The sequence below is a fragment of the Nostoc linckia z4 genome, assembly GCF_002608075.1.
GTDB classification, from domain to species: domain Bacteria; phylum Cyanobacteriota; class Cyanobacteriia; order Cyanobacteriales; family Nostocaceae; genus Nostoc; species Nostoc linckia.
Genome location: NZ_LAHA01000106.1, coordinates 1 through 15,110, shown reverse-complemented (window position 1 = coordinate 15,110; position 15,110 = coordinate 1). Strand labels below are relative to the sequence as shown.

The window sequence follows — 15,110 nt, the reverse complement described above, 5'->3', positions numbered from 1 at the left end:
CCCCACTTAAATATTGGAGAGAGAAAATTGAAAAATCAGCAATTTGGTAATTGGCAAACCACTGTTTTGGGAATTGTGTTAGCAATATTAGTGATTGTTGGGCTAAATTCCTTTATTATTATCAACCCAGGGCAAGCAGGAGTGATTAGCATTTTGGGTAAAGCTAGAGATGGCGCTTTATTAGAAGGTATCCACCTCAAACCACCTTTTATTTCCGCGATCGATGTGTATGATTTAACAGTGCAAAAATTTGAAGTGCCAGCAGAAAGTTCTACAAAGGATTTGCAAAATTTAACTGCGAGGTTTGCGATTAACTTTCGCCTCGATCCGGCACAGGTAGTTGAAGTGAGAAGAAAACAAGGAACTTTGGAGAATATAGTATCAAAAATCATTGCTCCCCAAACCCAAGAAGCATTTAAAATTGCCGCCGCTAAAAGAACAGTAGAAGAAGCAATTACCAAAAGAAGTGAATTGAAACAAGACTTTGATGATGCCTTGGGCGATCGCTTAGATAAATATGGGATAATTGTCTTAGATACTAGCGTAGTTGACTTGACATTCTCTCCAGAATTCGCTAAAGCAGTCGAAGAAAAACAAATTGCCGAACAACGCGCCCAAAGAGCCGTTTATATAGCACGGGAAGCCGAACAAGAAGCACAAGCAGAAATTAATCGAGCAAAAGGAAAAGCAGAAGCTCAAAGACTTTTAGCAGAGACACTCAAAGCCCAAGGAGGCCAATTAGTCTTGCAAAAAGAAGCAATTGAAGCTTGGAAAACTGGCGGCGCTCAAATGCCAAAAGTTTTAGTTATGGGTAGTGACTCAAAAAGCAGCGTACCCTTCATGTTTAACCTTGGAAATGTAGAAAATCAACAATGAAAGAGAATTAGGGGGAAGGGGGAAAGGGGAAGGGGGAAAGGGGAAAGGGGAAAGGGGAAAGGGGAATAATAACTCCGCAGTCAACAGTCAACAGTCATCAGTCAACAGTCAACAGGATAATAAACAAATTTATGTCAAATTCTAATCATCATCTTACTGCCGAACAAGCAAAAAAAATTTTGAATAAATTCAACTGTTTAGACATTGCACCTGTTCTCAAACCAGCAGAAAAAGAATCAATTCGTAATGCTTTAATTTTGATGGCTAACCTTGCTGACTATGAAATTTTGGGAATTTGTGCTGATACAGCAGAAGAAGGAATTTTAGCGATGAAAACCTATTCTTTGGCTTTTGGTTACGAACCACCAAGCAATTTACCGACACCTGAAGGGCCAGTTTATATCAAATTAAATGGCAAAAATGGCTTATGTTATCTCGATTCTTATGCCGGACATCACCGTGGTGTTTTAGTATCTTGCCAATCTTATAACGAAGGCGGAATCAACGAAATGTATGGACATTTGCCGTTGGATTTATTCGTTTGAAATTCATCAATAGATAAGGAGGCAATAGACAATTGGTATAACCTTTTTTCCTCCTTCTTTTCCTCCTTTGCGCCTCTGCGTGAAATAAAAACTTCTATATTATAAATTCTATGACTCTCATCACCCTGCAATCAGTGAAAAAAGACTTTGGCATCAAAGAAATTTTAAAAGATGCCAGCTTTAGCCTAGACCCCGCCGATAAAGTCGGCTTAATTGGTACTAACGGTTCTGGCAAATCAACGCTACTAAAAATGATTGCCGGCTTAGAATCAATGGATAGCGGTCAAATTTTAATTAACTCTGGTTCTAAAATTATCTACTTACCACAACAGCCAGATTTAGATGAAAATCGCACAGTGTTAGAGCAGATTTTTGCTGATAGTGGCGAACACATGACTTTAGTGCGCGAGTACGAAGAACTTTCTGATAAATTGGCTCACTATCCAGATGATAGCCAAATCATGTCTCGCCTTTCTGTGGTGATGCAACGGATGGATACAACTAATGCTTGGGAACTAGAAACCAACGCTAAAATCATCCTCAGCAAATTAGGAATCTCTAACTTTGATGCCAAAATTGGTACTTTGTCTGGAGGCTATCGCAAACGCATTGCTTTAGCCACAGCTTTGCTAGCAGAACCAGACGTTTTGCTCATGGATGAGCCAACAAACCACCTCGACGCTCTTTCTGTAGAATGGTTACAAAGTTATTTAAATCGCTATCGCGGCGCACTTTTTCTCATCACCCACGATCGCTATTTTTTAGATCGCGTCACCAATCGTATCATTGAAATAGACCGAGGCGATATTTACACTTACACAGGTAACTATTCATACTACCTCGAAAAGAAAGCTTTAGCGGAAGAATCTGCTCTTAGCACTCAACGCAAACATCAAGGCATTTTGCGGCGGGAGTTGGAATGGCTGAAAAAAGGGCCGAAAGCCAGAAGTACCAAACAAAAAGCCAGAATTGACCGCGCTCACGCTTTGCGAGATACTGAATTTAAGCAAGTCCAGGGTAAAGTCGATATCTCTACAGTTGGTCGTCGTATTGGGAAGAAAGTTATTGAATTAAATAACGTTTCCAAAGCTTATAACGGACGTACCCTAATTAAAGATTTTACCTACGAATTTAGTCCAGAAGACCGCATTGGCATCATTGGGGCTAACGGTGCGGGTAAATCCACTTTAATGGATATTATTACAGGAAGAATTCAGCCTGATTCTGGTAGTGCGGAAATTGGTACTACAATTCACATCGGTTATTTTGACCAGCATTCTGAAGAATTGCTCACAGCATTAAATGAAAATCAGCGCGTCATTGATTATATCAAAGAAGAAGGGGAATTTGTCAAAATTACCGATGGCACTCAAATTACTGCTTCTCAAATGTTGGAGCGATTTTTGTTTCCTGGAAACCAACAATATGCTCCCATTCATAAACTTTCTGGTGGCGAAAAACGCCGTTTATTTCTGTTGCGCGTTCTTATGAGTGCGCCGAATGTTTTAATATTAGACGAACCGACAAATGATTTAGATGTCCAGACATTGGCAGTCTTAGAAGAATATTTAGAAGATTTTGTCGGCTGTGTAATTGTAGTTTCTCACGATCGCTACTTTCTTGACCGCACCATCGACACAATTTTTTCCTTTGAAGCAGGGGGTAACCTGCGGCAATATCCAGGGAATTACTCAGTTTATTTAGACTTCAAAAAAGCTGAAGAAGCAGCACAGCAACAAGCTGCTGCTACTAAAGAAAAGCCCAAAAATGTCGAACCCCAAAATGGTGCATCTTCACCCAAGAATGCCGAAAATAAAAAGCGGCGGAGATTATCCAATTGGGAGAAGCGAGAATTTGAGCAATTAGAAGGGAAAATTGCCCAATTAGAAGCTGACAAAGCAGAAGCCGAGAAAACACTCGCCAACGTGCCACCAGGGAATTATACTCAAGTGCAGAAATTGTATGAACAAGTGGAATCTTTAAAACAAGCGATCGATGTGGCCACTGAAAGGTGGTTAGAATTGGCGGAGATGGAGTCTTAGGGATTACCAAGAAATAAATTATTTAGTCTTGTAGGGTGGACATCTTGTCCGCCCTTTTGTACGGGCGGGCGAGACGCCCACCCCACAAGAAAAGTTCTATATTTTTTTATTTGGTAGTCCCTTAATGTCTGAATATTTAGATCCCCGACTTCTTCAAGAAGTCGGGGATCTGGGCAGCAACAATTTTTAGATGTTTAATTAGTTAATATCCCAACTAAAATGTGAGTTAATTCAATTAATTCTTCAGGAACCCGATATAATTTGAGGTCTTCTGTTATCTGTTTTTCCTGACGATTGTAGATTGCAAATCGCCAATCTTCACCAGTAGTTACTGCCCCATACAGAACTGGCATCTCTGAATTTATCCATTGGTCGAGTGCAATCAATTCAACTGCTAATTGTGTAAAACCTCTACTTAAATCTGCTTGTTTCGCTTCAATGACTAACAAGCCTTTACCTTTATCAATGTAATAATCCAAGCTGCCTTTTAGTTGGTCGCTAACATTAATGGCATACTCAATATTCAATTGCGTTTGAGCAATTTCGCAAACCTCTAGTAATATTGGTGCGATAATTGCTTGCTTGCGTGCGTCTTCACTAAGTAGCTTGACGCGTCGGAGATTACGCTCAATCGTTCGCTGTAATTCTGCGATTTGATTGGGGTTGAATTCTGTTTTTGGTAATTGCAAGCGATCGCGTTGATAAGAACAGCCAAGTTCAGCTAAAATATCTTCTGGAGAAAACGGCAGTTCAAAATATTTGCTGAATGTATAGCTTTGACCGGGTTGAATGATTCGGGGACGACTCATACAGCAGTTTTGGCGTGGATGGCATACATTACTCTATGATTATTCTTAACAGAATTCTTTAAATGGTGCGTTAGGGCGTTCCACCTAACACACCCTACCACTTCATCTTTTACTTTTAATCTTTGGAGAATCCTTTTTTTCTTTTTTCTCCTGCAAGCTGCGAATTTTAACCAGCACTGGAATATACTGTTGAATCATCCAGGTTAATGCCTCAACGCTGGAATCACCTTGGTCAATTCGGATTTTAGCTTGAACTCCAATCAAGAATAGTTGCATTGCCAGCAACAAAGCAATTGTTTTATCGAGAATATTTTGACGCTTGCGTTGCATTTGTTTGTACCCCAAAGAGTTGATAGATACAGGTTCTCTTTGGGGTCGTGTCCTCAAGCAAATACCCCAATATTGCTAAAAATGCTTTAAAATCAGGATTTAATCAGCTTGGGGTGGTAGTTTCAATTTGGGGTAACCCCAAAGTTCTTGCTTAATTTTTAAAAGGCAATGCCGCGACAAACTTATGGCCCTGAACCTAAAAAGCGAGTTAAGCGTCTGTTGGAGGCGTTGCTTTGTTTCGCTGATGGGGAATTTGAGGACGGTGACTTTAAAATTCAGTACGACTGGAAAGACGAAGACAGCACTAACCCCAAGCTGACTATTGAGACAACGCAGGTAACCTTGGGGTTGCTGACGGAAAAGGACAAATATCCAGACAAGTTAACAAAAGCGCAAATTCAACAAGCGCTGACTTTGCTGAAGGATTTCTTAAAGATTCTCGAAGATAACCGTACTCAAACCAAGGGTGTTGACGAATGGCACTTTACTCTCAAGCTGTGGTCAACAGATAAGGAAAAGAACTTAAAACGGTTTGATGAAGCTTGGGAAAATAACAGACCAAACAAATCGAAAAAATTAGCAGCCAATTCCACCCAAAATGAGGGTGTTGTCACTGTACCCCAAACTAAACTTGCTATATTTCAAGCCCCACCTTTACCTACATACTTTGTAGAACGCCCAGAGTATAGCGATGATTTAAAGACTCGTATTTTAAATGGTTCATCGGCTGATAGTCGCACTTTGGTAATTACTGCGATTCACGGTTTGGGTTCGGTGGGCAAATCTACTTTAGCTGCGGCTTTAGCTTATGATGCAGAGGTGCAATCTCGGTTTTGTGATGGCATTCTTTGGGCAACATTAGGTCAACAACCCGATGTGCTTTCCTTAATTAGTGGCTGGGTGCAAGCATTAGGAGACTATAGCTTTAAGCCTACGAGTGTAACAGCGACTTCTAACCATTTGCGGACTCTGCTTTATGACAAGGCTGTGTTACTAGTGGTGGATGATGCTTGGAATATCGAAAATGCACAAGCGTTTAATGTTGGTGGGTTGCGTTGTCAAGTTTTGGTAACTACTCGTGAAGGCCACATTGCAGATGCGTTAGCAGCCAGCACCTACAGCCTGGATATAATGAAACCAGACCAGGCAATGGAATTGCTGACCAAGAAATTAAGACGCGAGATTACAGGCACAGAACGTCACTCAGCAGAAAATTTAGCCAAAGGTGTTGGTTATCTTCCCCTAGCATTGGAACTCGCAGCCGCCGAAGTTGCCTATGGTACAACTTGGGATGAACTGTTGGGAGATATTCAACAAGAAGTAGCCAGATTAACAAGTTTTGACCGACCGGAAGCCGAAGAAATTACCGATGAGGCTAGTTTAAAACGCCTGAGTTTAACCGCATCTTTAAATTTGAGCGTCAAGAGAATGCCAGCAGAAAAGCAGCAGCATTTCTCTTGGTTAGGGGTGTTGCCGGAGGATGTCAACATTAATAAGATGATGGCAGCAACGCTGTGGCAGATGGATAAGCGTGATGCTGCCAAGATGTTGCAATATTTACGGAATAAAGCATTGCTATTAACAGGAGTACCGCTTGCTGATGGTATGCCTACCTATCGCTTACATGACTTATTCCACGATTTAGCGCGTAATTTGTTAACTGAACCCTCTGTGCCAAAGCGTCCAGGAGATTTGGCTGGGTTGGGTTTAAGCCTTGCTGATGCTCACGCAGCTTTGTTGGAGAAGTATCGGCAGAAAACCGAAAATGGTTTGTGGCATACTGTACCCAATGATGGTTATATTCATCAGCATTTAGTTTGGCATTTAGAAAAGGCTGGACGGGTAAAAGAGATTCACCAGTTGTTACGGAAAGAGTCGGGAAGTGGGAATAATGGCTGGTATGAAGTGCGGGAACAATTGGCACAAACTGGCGGTTACATCACAGATATTTCTCGTGCTTGGGAATTAGCAGAAGCGAATTGGAATGAATCAACACTAGGTTTGCAGTGTCGCTATGCTTTGATTACTGCATCCTTGAATAGTTTGGCAGCTAATCTACCAGCAAATCTGCTAGTAGCGTTGGTCAAAAACAAGATGTGGACTCCCGAACAAGGACTAGCTTATGCCCTGCAAAAACCAGAACTAGATGAGAAAGTGAAAGCTTTGGTAAAATTAACCAACTATTTGCCGCCAAACTTAGAAAAACTAGCACTTTCAAAAATCCTTACTGCTGCGAGGGCGATTCAGGATGAGTTTTCTCGTGTCGAAGCCTTGAGTGCCTTAGCTGACAAACTGCCACCAGAATTGTTGCCAGAAGCCCTTACTGCTGCCAAAGCGATTGAGGATGAGTTTTCTCGTACCTATGCCTTGAGTGCCTTAGCTGACAAACTGCCACCAGAATTGTTGCCAGAAGCCCTTACTGCTGCCAAAGCAATTGAGGATGAGGATTTTCGTACCTATTTCTTGAGTGCCTTAGCCGACAAACTGCCACCAGAGTTGTTGCCAGAAGTCCTTACTGCTGCCAAAGCGATTGAGGATAAGGATTTTTGTACCTATGCCTTGAGTGCCTTAGCTGACAAACTGCCACCAGAGTTGTTGCCAGAAGCCCTTGCTGCTGCCAGGGCGATTCCGTATGACTCTTCTCGTGCCAAAGCTTTGAGTGCCTTAGCTGACAAACTGCCAGAAGTTTTGCCAGAAGCCCTTGCTGCTGCCAGGGCAATTCGGCATGACTCTTCTCGTGCCAAAGCCTTGAGTGCCTTAGTTGACAAACTGCCACCAGAGTTGTTGCCAGAAGCCCTTGCTGCTGCCAGGGCGATTCAGGATGAGTATTCTCGTATCGAAGCCTTGAGTGCCTTAGCTAACAAACTGCCAGAGTTGTTGCCAGAAGCCCTTGCTGCTGCCAGGGCGATTCAGGATGAGTATTCTCGTATCGAAGCCTTGAGTGCCTTAGCTAACAAACTGCCAGAAATTTTGCCAGAAGCCCTTGCTGCTGCCAGGGCGATTCCGTATGACTCTTCTCGTGCCAAAGCCTTGAGTGCCTTAGCTGACAAACTGCCAGAAATTTTGCCAGAAGCCCTTACTGCTGCCAGGGCGATTCAGGATGAGTATTCTCATATCGAAGCCTTGAGTGCCTTAGCTGACAAACTGCCAGAAATTTTGCCAGAAGCCCTTACTGCTGCCAGGACGATTCAGGATGAGTATTCTCGTGCCGAAGCCTTGAGTGCCTTAGCTGAAAAACTGCCAGAAGTTTTGCCACAAGCCTTTACTGCTGCCAAGGCGATTGAGGATGACGATTCTCGTATCGAAGCCTTGAGTGCCTTAGCTGAGAAACTGCCACCAGAGTTGTTGCCAGAAGCCCTTACTGCTGCTAGGGCGATTCAGTCTGAGTTTTATCGTGCTTATGCCTTGAGTGCCTTAGCTGAGAAACTGCCACCAGAGTTGTTGCCAGAAGCCCTTACTGCTGCTAGAGCGATTCAGGATGAGTATTTTCGTGCCAAAGCTTTGAGTGCCTTAGCTGACAAACTGCCAGAAATTTTGCCAGAAGTCCTTGCTACTGCCAGGGCGATTCAGGATAAGGATTCTCGTGCCAAAGCCTTGAGTGCCTTAGCTGACAAACTGCCAGAAATTTTGCCAGAAGCCCTTACTGCTGCCAGGGCGATTCAGGATAAGGATTCTCGTGCTTATGCCTTGAGTGCCTTAGCTGACAAACTGCCACCAGAGTTGTTGCCAGAAGTCCTTACTGCTGCCAAGGCGATTCAGAATGAGTATTCTCGTGCCGAAGCCTTGAGTGCCTTAGCTGAGAAACTGCCACCAAAGTTGTTGCCAGAAGCCCTTACTGCTGCCAAAGCGATTGAGGATGAGTTTTCTCGTACCTATGCCTTGAGTGCCTTAGCTGAGAAACTGCCACCAGAGTTATTGCCAGAAGCCCTTACTGCTGCCAGGGCGATTCAGGATGAGCGTTATCGTGCCAATGCCTTGAGTGCCTTAGCTAAGAAACTGCCACCAGAGTTATTGCCAGAAGCCCTTACTGCTGCCAGGGCGATTCAGGATAAGGATTTTCGTAACTATGCCTTGAGTACCTTAGCTGATAAACTGCCACCAGAGTGGTTGCCAGAAGCCCTTACTGCTGCCAGGGCGATTCAGGATGACTATTATCGTGCCAATGCCTTGAGTGCCTTAGCTGACAGTTTGTTACAAATGCCTGCTGCCGAACTTTTTTCCCTTTGGGAAGATACACTTCATGAACTATCCCTTCGCACTCGCCATGATTTGCTGCAAGATATCAAAGCATTGTTTCCAGTTCTCTCTGCATTAGGTGGTGAAGCAGCAACGGTAGAAATTGCTTGTGCGATTGTGGATGTGGGGCGATGGTGGAAATAATTCGTAATTCGTAATTTAAGACATGAGTGGCCGATCGCCATTAGCCATAAAATCATCACAGAAATTGTCTAGACTCTCGATGAGTGTATAGCGCTTCCCAGTTTTTAGCTCTAACCCAAACGTATTAGATACTATCGAATTCGGCTCATGAGAGCTTTTGGCTTTTATGCAGTGTTTCTAATCTGTCGGCCTCTGCTTGTTCTGCTGCAATGTCAGCATCAACTTTATCGCGGTTAGCGTGATAATAAGCTAGAGCTGCATAAAGTTGCGCTAAACTCAGATGACTAATTTGATCTGCAATTTCTTCTGCGCTGTAACCTTGTTTATACCAGATAGCGATGCGTCGGACTGTCACCCCTGTACCAGCAATAATCGGACAACCGCCGTGTATTTCAGGATTATAGTTAATTAGTGTGCCGATATCGGTAATAGTTGTCAAAACTTATTCTCCGAAATTTTGTATATTATCTCTAATCTCCTTGTTCCCAGTCCCTTTTTCCTGGGGCAGCAATTGGATTTGCCTAATCTAGAAACTGCGATCGCCTATCCATATAGTGTTATCGTAAAGAATATTAGGAATTAATTACCAAGGCAGATGACTATTACTGTCAACGTTGCCCAAGCAACTGCCAAATTTAGCGAACTTCTCAATCAAGTATTGCTGGGTGAAGAAGTTGTGATTGCCGAACAAGGGATTCCAGTTGCACATCTAGTAGCCCTTACAAATACCAACTCTCCTCGCATTCCAGGTTTAGATAAGGGTAAGGTGTTTATTGCACCAGATTTCAACGAGCCTTTACCGGATGAAATCTTGAGTGATTTTGAAAATTCTAACTATATGGTGAACTAACTTTTCCTATAACATTAATCTCTCAAATCACCAGCTAGCAAGATATTCATCTGCGTAGGCGTACCCCTACGGGGAAGCAAGCTACGCGTAGCGTCTCGTAGAGAAGCCCGTCGTAGGCATCGCAAACTTCCCAACAAACAACAGAAGCCGCTATTGTTAAGTCAATAGCGGCTTTTGTTTACCCAATAGCGGCTTTTGTTTACCCAATAGTGGCTTTTGTTTACCCAATAGTGGCTTTTGTTCGTCCAATAGTGGCTTTTTTCACCCAATAGCGACTTTTGTTCACCCAATAGTGGCTTCTCTTCACCCAATAGCGGCTTCTCTTCACCCAATAGTGGCTTTTCTTCACCCAATAGCGGCTTTTCTTCACCCAATAGCGGCTTTTCTAATGTTTCTTAGCTCTTGTTTTTACCCCTTGCCTTCTTAAGATGAGTAATTAAATACCGAAATATTACTGATATTAGCTGAAAATTGTACGAATAAAAATTGCGATTTCTGCTGAACCAGATTTCGATTGAATTAAGGCAAGCTAGCTTTAGAAGTATTTTAAAAGGATAAAATTATGGCTCTCAAAAAACGTAAATCCAGCGTTTTAGAAAAAGTTGAGTCAAGAGTAGCCGGGATAAAATTGATCGATCCAAATATCAAATTTGATAACGATTCTAGTCTCCAAAAACTGATTGAGTCAATTGAACAGTTACAAAATAAACTCGACGTTCATAATAATGCTCTGTCTTTAGCTGATTCTTCTCTAACTGAAATTGAACAAATGGAAAAGGATTTGAGTAATCTTTCTCAAAAGATGCTAATGCTAATTGCTATTAAGTACGGCAAAGATAGCGCTGAATATGAAACGGCAGGTGGTGTTCGAGATAGCGATCGCGTCCGGAAAATGCGATCGAGCCGCTTGAAAAATGTTGCAGAAAAAGCATTAGATAAATAGGTGGCAGATAGACATCTCTATAAATTAATTCTGCATTCACCGATATCCTTGTAGAGACGTAGCAGTGCTACGTTTCTACATTATTAAGTAGGTCAACTTAATTAAACATAAAACAATGGTAGGGTGCGTTATCGCAAAGCGTAACGCACCTCAATTGCTATACAGTCTACAGAGGTGCGTTAGCCTACGGCATAACACACCCTACATTTATTGACATCTACGTATGACGTTTTTTTAGGTTGAGCTACTTACCATTTGACAACCTATATATTTTCCTCAAACAACTTGTGAAAATCAGAATCCTTTCTGGCAACATTTTTTAGCCGCAATAATCTATAAGATAACACAGCTTTTTGAATCAATTTATCACTTATTTTTTGCAATCTTGAACGATTTTGATATTCAATATTTTTGTGAATGTCGAAATAAATTTGTTTTTCCTGGAGATTAGATTGTCCTTTTTTGATTCTGATTCGCTCTATATTGTCCTTAAAAAACGCAAATTTATCTTCGCGATCGAATGCGATCGTCATCCCCACTTTAGCAGCAGCTAGTCCCATAGCATAACCTTCGCCATGATAAATTCCTCGCATTTCAAATAAGTAAGAAATTGTCTGCCAAAGTTGAAAAAACTTCTTTTCTAACCCATCCTGTCCGCGCATAGCAAACATGAATTCATGGAACCACTGCACTTTTTGAAGGTCGATATTTAGTTTTTCAGCTACTTCTTCTATAACTTTAATTTCTTTCGGGTTTTTGATATTTGCCATGTGTTGCAGCAAATCACAACCGGCTCTAGCAGTGATTCCAGGAGGCCAATTCATTTCTTTGACTACAGCGTCAATAATTCGGACATCAGAGTCTAAAAACATACAACTCTCAAATAGTGAGAGAGCCTTTTCAAGGACGAAGCGTTTATCATGATAGCCTTTAACACTTTGAAGGCGGTGCTTAAATGCTAAAACGTGAGGAAATTCCTTAAAATACTCTGGCTTATCGGTTAGAACGCATAGATCTGTATTTTGTGCGTGTTGCTGAATATCTTTAGCTAGCATCCTTGCGTGAGTACGATATCTTTCACCCACAGCCAAGGTACAAAAGCAGAATTTCTGAGACATGTTCATAGGATGAAAGTGTTTTTATTACCATCCTTTTCCCATGTTACAGTCAATGTGCAGAATATGGGTTTTATCAAAGGCAGGGTGTTATACCAGTTCTCCAAAAAACGATTACAGATGATGACACGGGGACGCGGAGATTGATTTGTTGCGAGATTTTAGAGAATTGGTCTTAGAAAATAATTGAATGGATCGGGTTTGATTCCTAAATCCATTCTTATGCTGCTATCATTCGCACTCGAATGTAATCACCCAAAATTCGGTTAATTACAACGATGGCGCATACAATTTATCGCCAACAATGTTGCGAATTGTGTCTGCTAATTGAGTATATGCAAAGTCAGATAAAATCGGTTTTGCTCCTTGTAAATCAATTGCTTGGTCTAAATCAATCCACGATTTACAACCGCCGTATTTAGCATAATAGCCAATTTCTTGTTCTTGCGGTAATTTATAAGTTCTCAAAAGCAAAACATATAGAGGTTGACGTGGTTTCCATTTGAGGCGATCGCTAATAAAGTGTTCGTTCCAAATGTGGAAAGGAAGTAAAGCGTTAACAACAGATTCGTCAGTAATCGGCAAAATATCTGTAATTTCAGCCCAACTACCGATGCGAATTGTTTCTGGATGCCACCCTGATGTTACTGGATAAACATCATCAGCATACTCAGGTTTGAGCATAAAAGCTTGTTGATGCTCGTAAGTAGGGTAAAGCAAAATCTGTTTGTGGGCAACTTGAAAATGTCCGTTTCGTTCGTGGATACCGCCTTTGCGGAGTAACATGATTGTTTTGCCCGTCTCCAAGGCATTTATGGCAACAGCCCATTCTTTGAGAGCATGAAAAGTTGTAGTCAATTCCATCAGCATGTACTGTAATTCTAATTTAATTTCAAGCCAAAACCGATAAAGTATGAAACTGTCCAGAGAAATGAATTAGGTTAGCGAACAGCTATAGAAAAACCAACACTAGATACTTTCGTAGTGCAAATCACACCTACTCTTATGGGAACTTGACTAGCAGATAAAAGAATGTGGGTGAGAATTGACGATGCTGACTCAATTAAAACAATTCGAGCAGCATTTAAAACTAGTATCACAACAATTGCTACTGCTGAAGTTTATAGTCAAGGACATTCTGAAAAAATTGTAGCTGGAGCTTTATCTAATGTGCTGCCATTAGGTAGAGTATGCCACCAAAGTTTTCGCCAACTACCTCAAGTATGAACTAGTAATTAAGGCTTGTGAACATTCCCTGACAAACCTAAAAACTGATTACACTGCCCAACAAGAGTTGGAAAAACTGCATTCCATAGCCCTCCTCCATAATTGTAGCCTCCCTCAGTTAGCTTTGGCGTGTTTAATCGCTCAAGTGCAAACAAATGGTAGGGATTGTTGACTGATGACTGATGACTGATGACTGATGATTGTTGACTGTTGACTGTTGACCCTTCGACTCCGCTCAGGGTCAAGGCTGAGCGGAGTCGAAGCCTTGACTGATGACTGTTGACTGGGGAATTAAGCTAATCCTCATTCAAATTGCATCTTTGCGTCCCCGCGTCCCCGCGTCCCCATCTCCCTTGTCTCCCGTGTCTCCCTTGTCTCCCTTGTCTCCCTTGTCTCCCTTGTCTCCCCTAACCCCTAGCCCAACTCTGGAAGATCCCTTTAAATCTCTTAAAAACATGGTTAGGGATCAAGCTTATCATGCCAGATTGCAAAATCTAACAAAACATCAACTTTAGTAAACTCAGGGTTCCAACTGAAAAACTTGGTGATAAATTAAATAGTAGGACACCAAATAAAACAAAACCAAACAAAAAGGGCAAATGACTAGTGTCCCCTGTCATCAACCCAAGTAAACTTCAGCATCTCAATATACAAGTGGCGAAAAGTCTAATTGTAAAAGATAATGCCAAATCCCAAAACGGAAAAACGTAGAAATGCGAAGTTTGCCAATTAGTCCACCTTAGTTATTAACCTTCTGTTAGTTAATTTAGTTTAACAATTTGAAACCTGTAAACTCGATAAAACCTGGTCACCCTCGACCAGGTTTTTGGTTTTTTATGAAAATAAATTCACAAAAAACCAGACATTTAAATCGGGGAAAGGCGAAAGGGGAAAGGGGAAAGGGGAAAGGGGAAAGGGGAAAGGCGAAAGGGAAACCCACTCTTCAAAGGGCTTCGCCTCTCAAAACAAATATTCAGTTTAAAGTAGGCTTTATACTTACCAGGACTTACGCAAAAATAACGTAATTCCGTCATTACGAGCGATAGCGAAGTAATCCCCCCTGACGCTGGGATTGCTTCCCTACACTCCGTTTCGGTCGCAATGACAATATCGGCGTTGCGTAAGTCCTACTTACAACTAAAGTTATTTATCTTACTGTTCCCCTAACCCTATTCCCTGTTCCCTATCCTGTAAATAAAATAGTAGTTCTCGTTACATACAATCATCAAAAACGCGGATAACATTGAAAAAACCTCATACTAGAAACTAAATGATAGAAAGCTGTTTATAGCAATCCTATTTCAGTTGTGAAAAATATCGGTGTTGACTGTTGACAGTTCACTGTCAAAGGTTAACAGTCAACAACCCTAACATGTAAGATTTCACAAACTATTTGGGATTGCTATATGTTTATATTCTCCAAGCAGCTATCTTGATGACGGTTCTTTTCTCAGTAATTGTCCTGGAGTACATAGAAAATAATTACATTTTGTCTAAAGTATTAGGCAAAAAACTGTACCACAGGCTGAGGTTTGACTTGACAAAAGTTTGCCATTATGCTTTCTAGCTACAAGTAAAGGAGTTTGCAATGCACCGACAAATGTGCTGGTTACCTAAGTCTGGTGGCGACGGGGAGAAAATCTTATTTTTGCAGACAGAACCCGGCAAAGCTTGGCGTCCTTACACAGCTTTTGGGCATATTGCAGTCCCAGATTATCCCATACCAGGTGGTTCTAAAGGTTGGGCAACTTATCAAAAACTTTTGAAAGCAGGTTGGACACTAGTACCTAGCGCACGTGCAAACGAATTTGGTAACAGTAGCTACGTAGAATCAAAGAATTTTTGAATTTGGGCATTGGGCATGGGGCATTGGGCATTGGGCATTGGGCATGGGAAGAGGACAAGGTAGACAAGGTAGACAAGGTAGCAATCTTTCTCTCCGAAGTTCTGATGGTCGGAAACCTCCGCTCAGACTTCTCTCCTTGTCTCCCTT

14 protein-coding genes and 1 pseudogene are annotated in these 15,110 nt (G+C 41.7%); 9 read left to right on the top strand and 6 right to left on the bottom strand.

The features are described from left to right. The first annotated feature begins 27 nt into the window (after positions 1-27). The 3 genes from VF06_RS37780 to VF06_RS37770 all read left to right on the top strand — a co-directional run bounded on the left by VF06_RS37780 (position 28) and on the right by VF06_RS37770 (position 3,463). A complete protein-coding gene (locus VF06_RS37780) occupies positions 28-876 on the top strand; it encodes a prohibitin family protein (protein ID WP_180267885.1) in 849 nt (282 codons plus the stop codon). 131 nt (positions 877-1,007) lie between these two features. Next, the gene (locus tag VF06_RS37775) at positions 1,008-1,421 is read left to right on the top strand and encodes a DUF1824 family protein (protein ID WP_099072328.1); all 414 of its coding nucleotides are present in this window, start codon (positions 1,008-1,010) and stop codon (positions 1,419-1,421) included. A 110-nt stretch (positions 1,422-1,531) separates the two neighbouring features. Beyond that, the gene (locus VF06_RS37770; RefSeq protein ID WP_099072327.1) at positions 1,532-3,463 is read left to right on the top strand and encodes an ABC-F family ATP-binding cassette domain-containing protein; all 1,932 of its coding nucleotides are present in this window, start codon (positions 1,532-1,534) and stop codon (positions 3,461-3,463) included. Positions 3,464-3,657: 194 nt separating this feature from the next. Here the strand turns inward: VF06_RS37770 and VF06_RS37765 are convergent, their stop codons facing one another. Both VF06_RS37765 and VF06_RS37760 read right to left on the bottom strand, forming a co-directional pair. Continuing rightward, a complete protein-coding gene (locus VF06_RS37765; RefSeq protein WP_099072326.1) occupies positions 3,658-4,272 on the bottom strand; it encodes a hypothetical protein in 615 nt (204 codons plus the stop codon). Between the two features lie 102 nt (positions 4,273-4,374). Next, on the bottom strand, positions 4,375-4,602 hold the full coding sequence (locus VF06_RS37760) for a hypothetical protein (protein ID WP_099072325.1): 228 nt from the start codon (positions 4,600-4,602) through the stop codon (positions 4,375-4,377). 168 nt (positions 4,603-4,770) lie between these two features. Here VF06_RS37760 and VF06_RS37755 point away from each other — a divergent pair, with 168 nt between their 5' ends. Next, the gene (locus VF06_RS37755; protein WP_099072324.1) at positions 4,771-8,982 is read left to right on the top strand and encodes an NB-ARC domain-containing protein; all 4,212 of its coding nucleotides are present in this window, start codon (positions 4,771-4,773) and stop codon (positions 8,980-8,982) included. 145 nt (positions 8,983-9,127) lie between these two features. On the opposite strand, the gene VF06_RS37750 is transcribed toward VF06_RS37755, so the two are convergent. Continuing rightward, positions 9,128-9,421 (bottom strand): DUF433 domain-containing protein, encoded by a 294-nt coding sequence (locus tag VF06_RS37750; RefSeq protein WP_099072323.1) that lies wholly within the window; start codon positions 9,419-9,421, stop codon positions 9,128-9,130. 156 nt (positions 9,422-9,577) lie between these two features. Here VF06_RS37750 and VF06_RS37745 point away from each other — a divergent pair, with 156 nt between their 5' ends. Beyond that, positions 9,578-9,832, top strand: a complete 255-nt coding sequence (locus tag VF06_RS37745; protein WP_099072322.1) for a type II toxin-antitoxin system Phd/YefM family antitoxin — start codon at positions 9,578-9,580, stop codon at positions 9,830-9,832. 161 nt (positions 9,833-9,993) lie between these two features. Here the strand turns inward: VF06_RS37745 and VF06_RS37740 are convergent, their stop codons facing one another. Further along, positions 9,994-10,206, bottom strand: coding sequence for a hypothetical protein (locus VF06_RS37740; RefSeq protein WP_099072321.1), 213 nt, complete (start codon positions 10,204-10,206; stop codon positions 9,994-9,996). 188 nt (positions 10,207-10,394) lie between these two features. Between VF06_RS37740 and VF06_RS37735 the strand changes: the two genes are divergently transcribed. Further along, on the top strand, positions 10,395-10,775 hold the full coding sequence (locus tag VF06_RS37735) for a hypothetical protein (protein ID WP_099072320.1): 381 nt from the start codon (positions 10,395-10,397) through the stop codon (positions 10,773-10,775). 263 nt (positions 10,776-11,038) lie between these two features. On the opposite strand, the gene VF06_RS37730 is transcribed toward VF06_RS37735, so the two are convergent. Next, positions 11,039-11,893, bottom strand: coding sequence for a hypothetical protein (locus tag VF06_RS37730; protein WP_244918243.1), 855 nt, complete (start codon positions 11,891-11,893; stop codon positions 11,039-11,041). A 267-nt stretch (positions 11,894-12,160) separates the two neighbouring features. Further along, positions 12,161-12,760 carry a DUF1802 family protein gene (locus tag VF06_RS37725; RefSeq protein WP_099072318.1) on the bottom strand — a complete coding sequence of 200 codons (600 nt, stop codon included), beginning with the start codon at positions 12,758-12,760 and terminating at the stop codon, positions 12,161-12,163. A gap of 84 nt (positions 12,761-12,844) precedes the next feature. Here VF06_RS37725 and VF06_RS37720 point away from each other — a divergent pair. The 3 genes and pseudogenes from VF06_RS37720 to VF06_RS37710 form a co-directional block, all read left to right on the top strand. Next, positions 12,845-13,169: pseudogene (locus tag VF06_RS37720) on the top strand (aldo/keto reductase); the annotation flags it as partial. Between the two features lie 220 nt (positions 13,170-13,389). After that, positions 13,390-13,632: a hypothetical protein gene (locus VF06_RS42255; RefSeq protein WP_180268129.1), complete on the top strand. Its 243-nt coding sequence runs from the start codon at positions 13,390-13,392 to the stop codon at positions 13,630-13,632. Between the two features lie 1,073 nt (positions 13,633-14,705). Continuing rightward, positions 14,706-14,963: a hypothetical protein gene (locus VF06_RS37710; RefSeq protein WP_099072316.1), complete on the top strand. Its 258-nt coding sequence runs from the start codon at positions 14,706-14,708 to the stop codon at positions 14,961-14,963. The last annotated feature ends 147 nt before the right edge of the window (positions 14,964-15,110 follow it).

Bases quoted from the DNA above. Each gene is read 5' to 3' on its own strand.
- VF06_RS37775 (WP_099072328.1), top strand. From the start codon at position 1,008: ATGTCAAATTCTAATCATCATCTTACTGCCGAACAAGCAAAAAAAATT.
- VF06_RS37770 (WP_099072327.1), top strand. From the start codon at position 1,532: ATGACTCTCATCACCCTGCAATCAGTGAAAAAAGACTTTGGCATCAAA.
- VF06_RS37765 (WP_099072326.1), bottom strand. From the start codon at position 4,272: ATGAGTCGTCCCCGAATCATTCAACCCGGTCAAAGCTATACATTCAGC.
- VF06_RS37760 (WP_099072325.1), bottom strand. From the start codon at position 4,602: ATGCAACGCAAGCGTCAAAATATTCTCGATAAAACAATTGCTTTGTTG.
- VF06_RS37755 (WP_099072324.1), top strand. From the start codon at position 4,771: ATGCCGCGACAAACTTATGGCCCTGAACCTAAAAAGCGAGTTAAGCGT.
- VF06_RS37745 (WP_099072322.1), top strand. From the start codon at position 9,578: ATGACTATTACTGTCAACGTTGCCCAAGCAACTGCCAAATTTAGCGAA.
- VF06_RS37735 (WP_099072320.1), top strand. From the start codon at position 10,395: ATGGCTCTCAAAAAACGTAAATCCAGCGTTTTAGAAAAAGTTGAGTCA.
- VF06_RS37730 (WP_244918243.1), bottom strand. From the start codon at position 11,893: ATGTCTCAGAAATTCTGCTTTTGTACCTTGGCTGTGGGTGAAAGATAT.
- VF06_RS37725 (WP_099072318.1), bottom strand. From the start codon at position 12,760: ATGCTGATGGAATTGACTACAACTTTTCATGCTCTCAAAGAATGGGCT.
- VF06_RS42255 (WP_180268129.1), top strand. From the start codon at position 13,390: ATGACTGTTGACTGGGGAATTAAGCTAATCCTCATTCAAATTGCATCT.
- VF06_RS37710 (WP_099072316.1), top strand. From the start codon at position 14,706: ATGCACCGACAAATGTGCTGGTTACCTAAGTCTGGTGGCGACGGGGAG.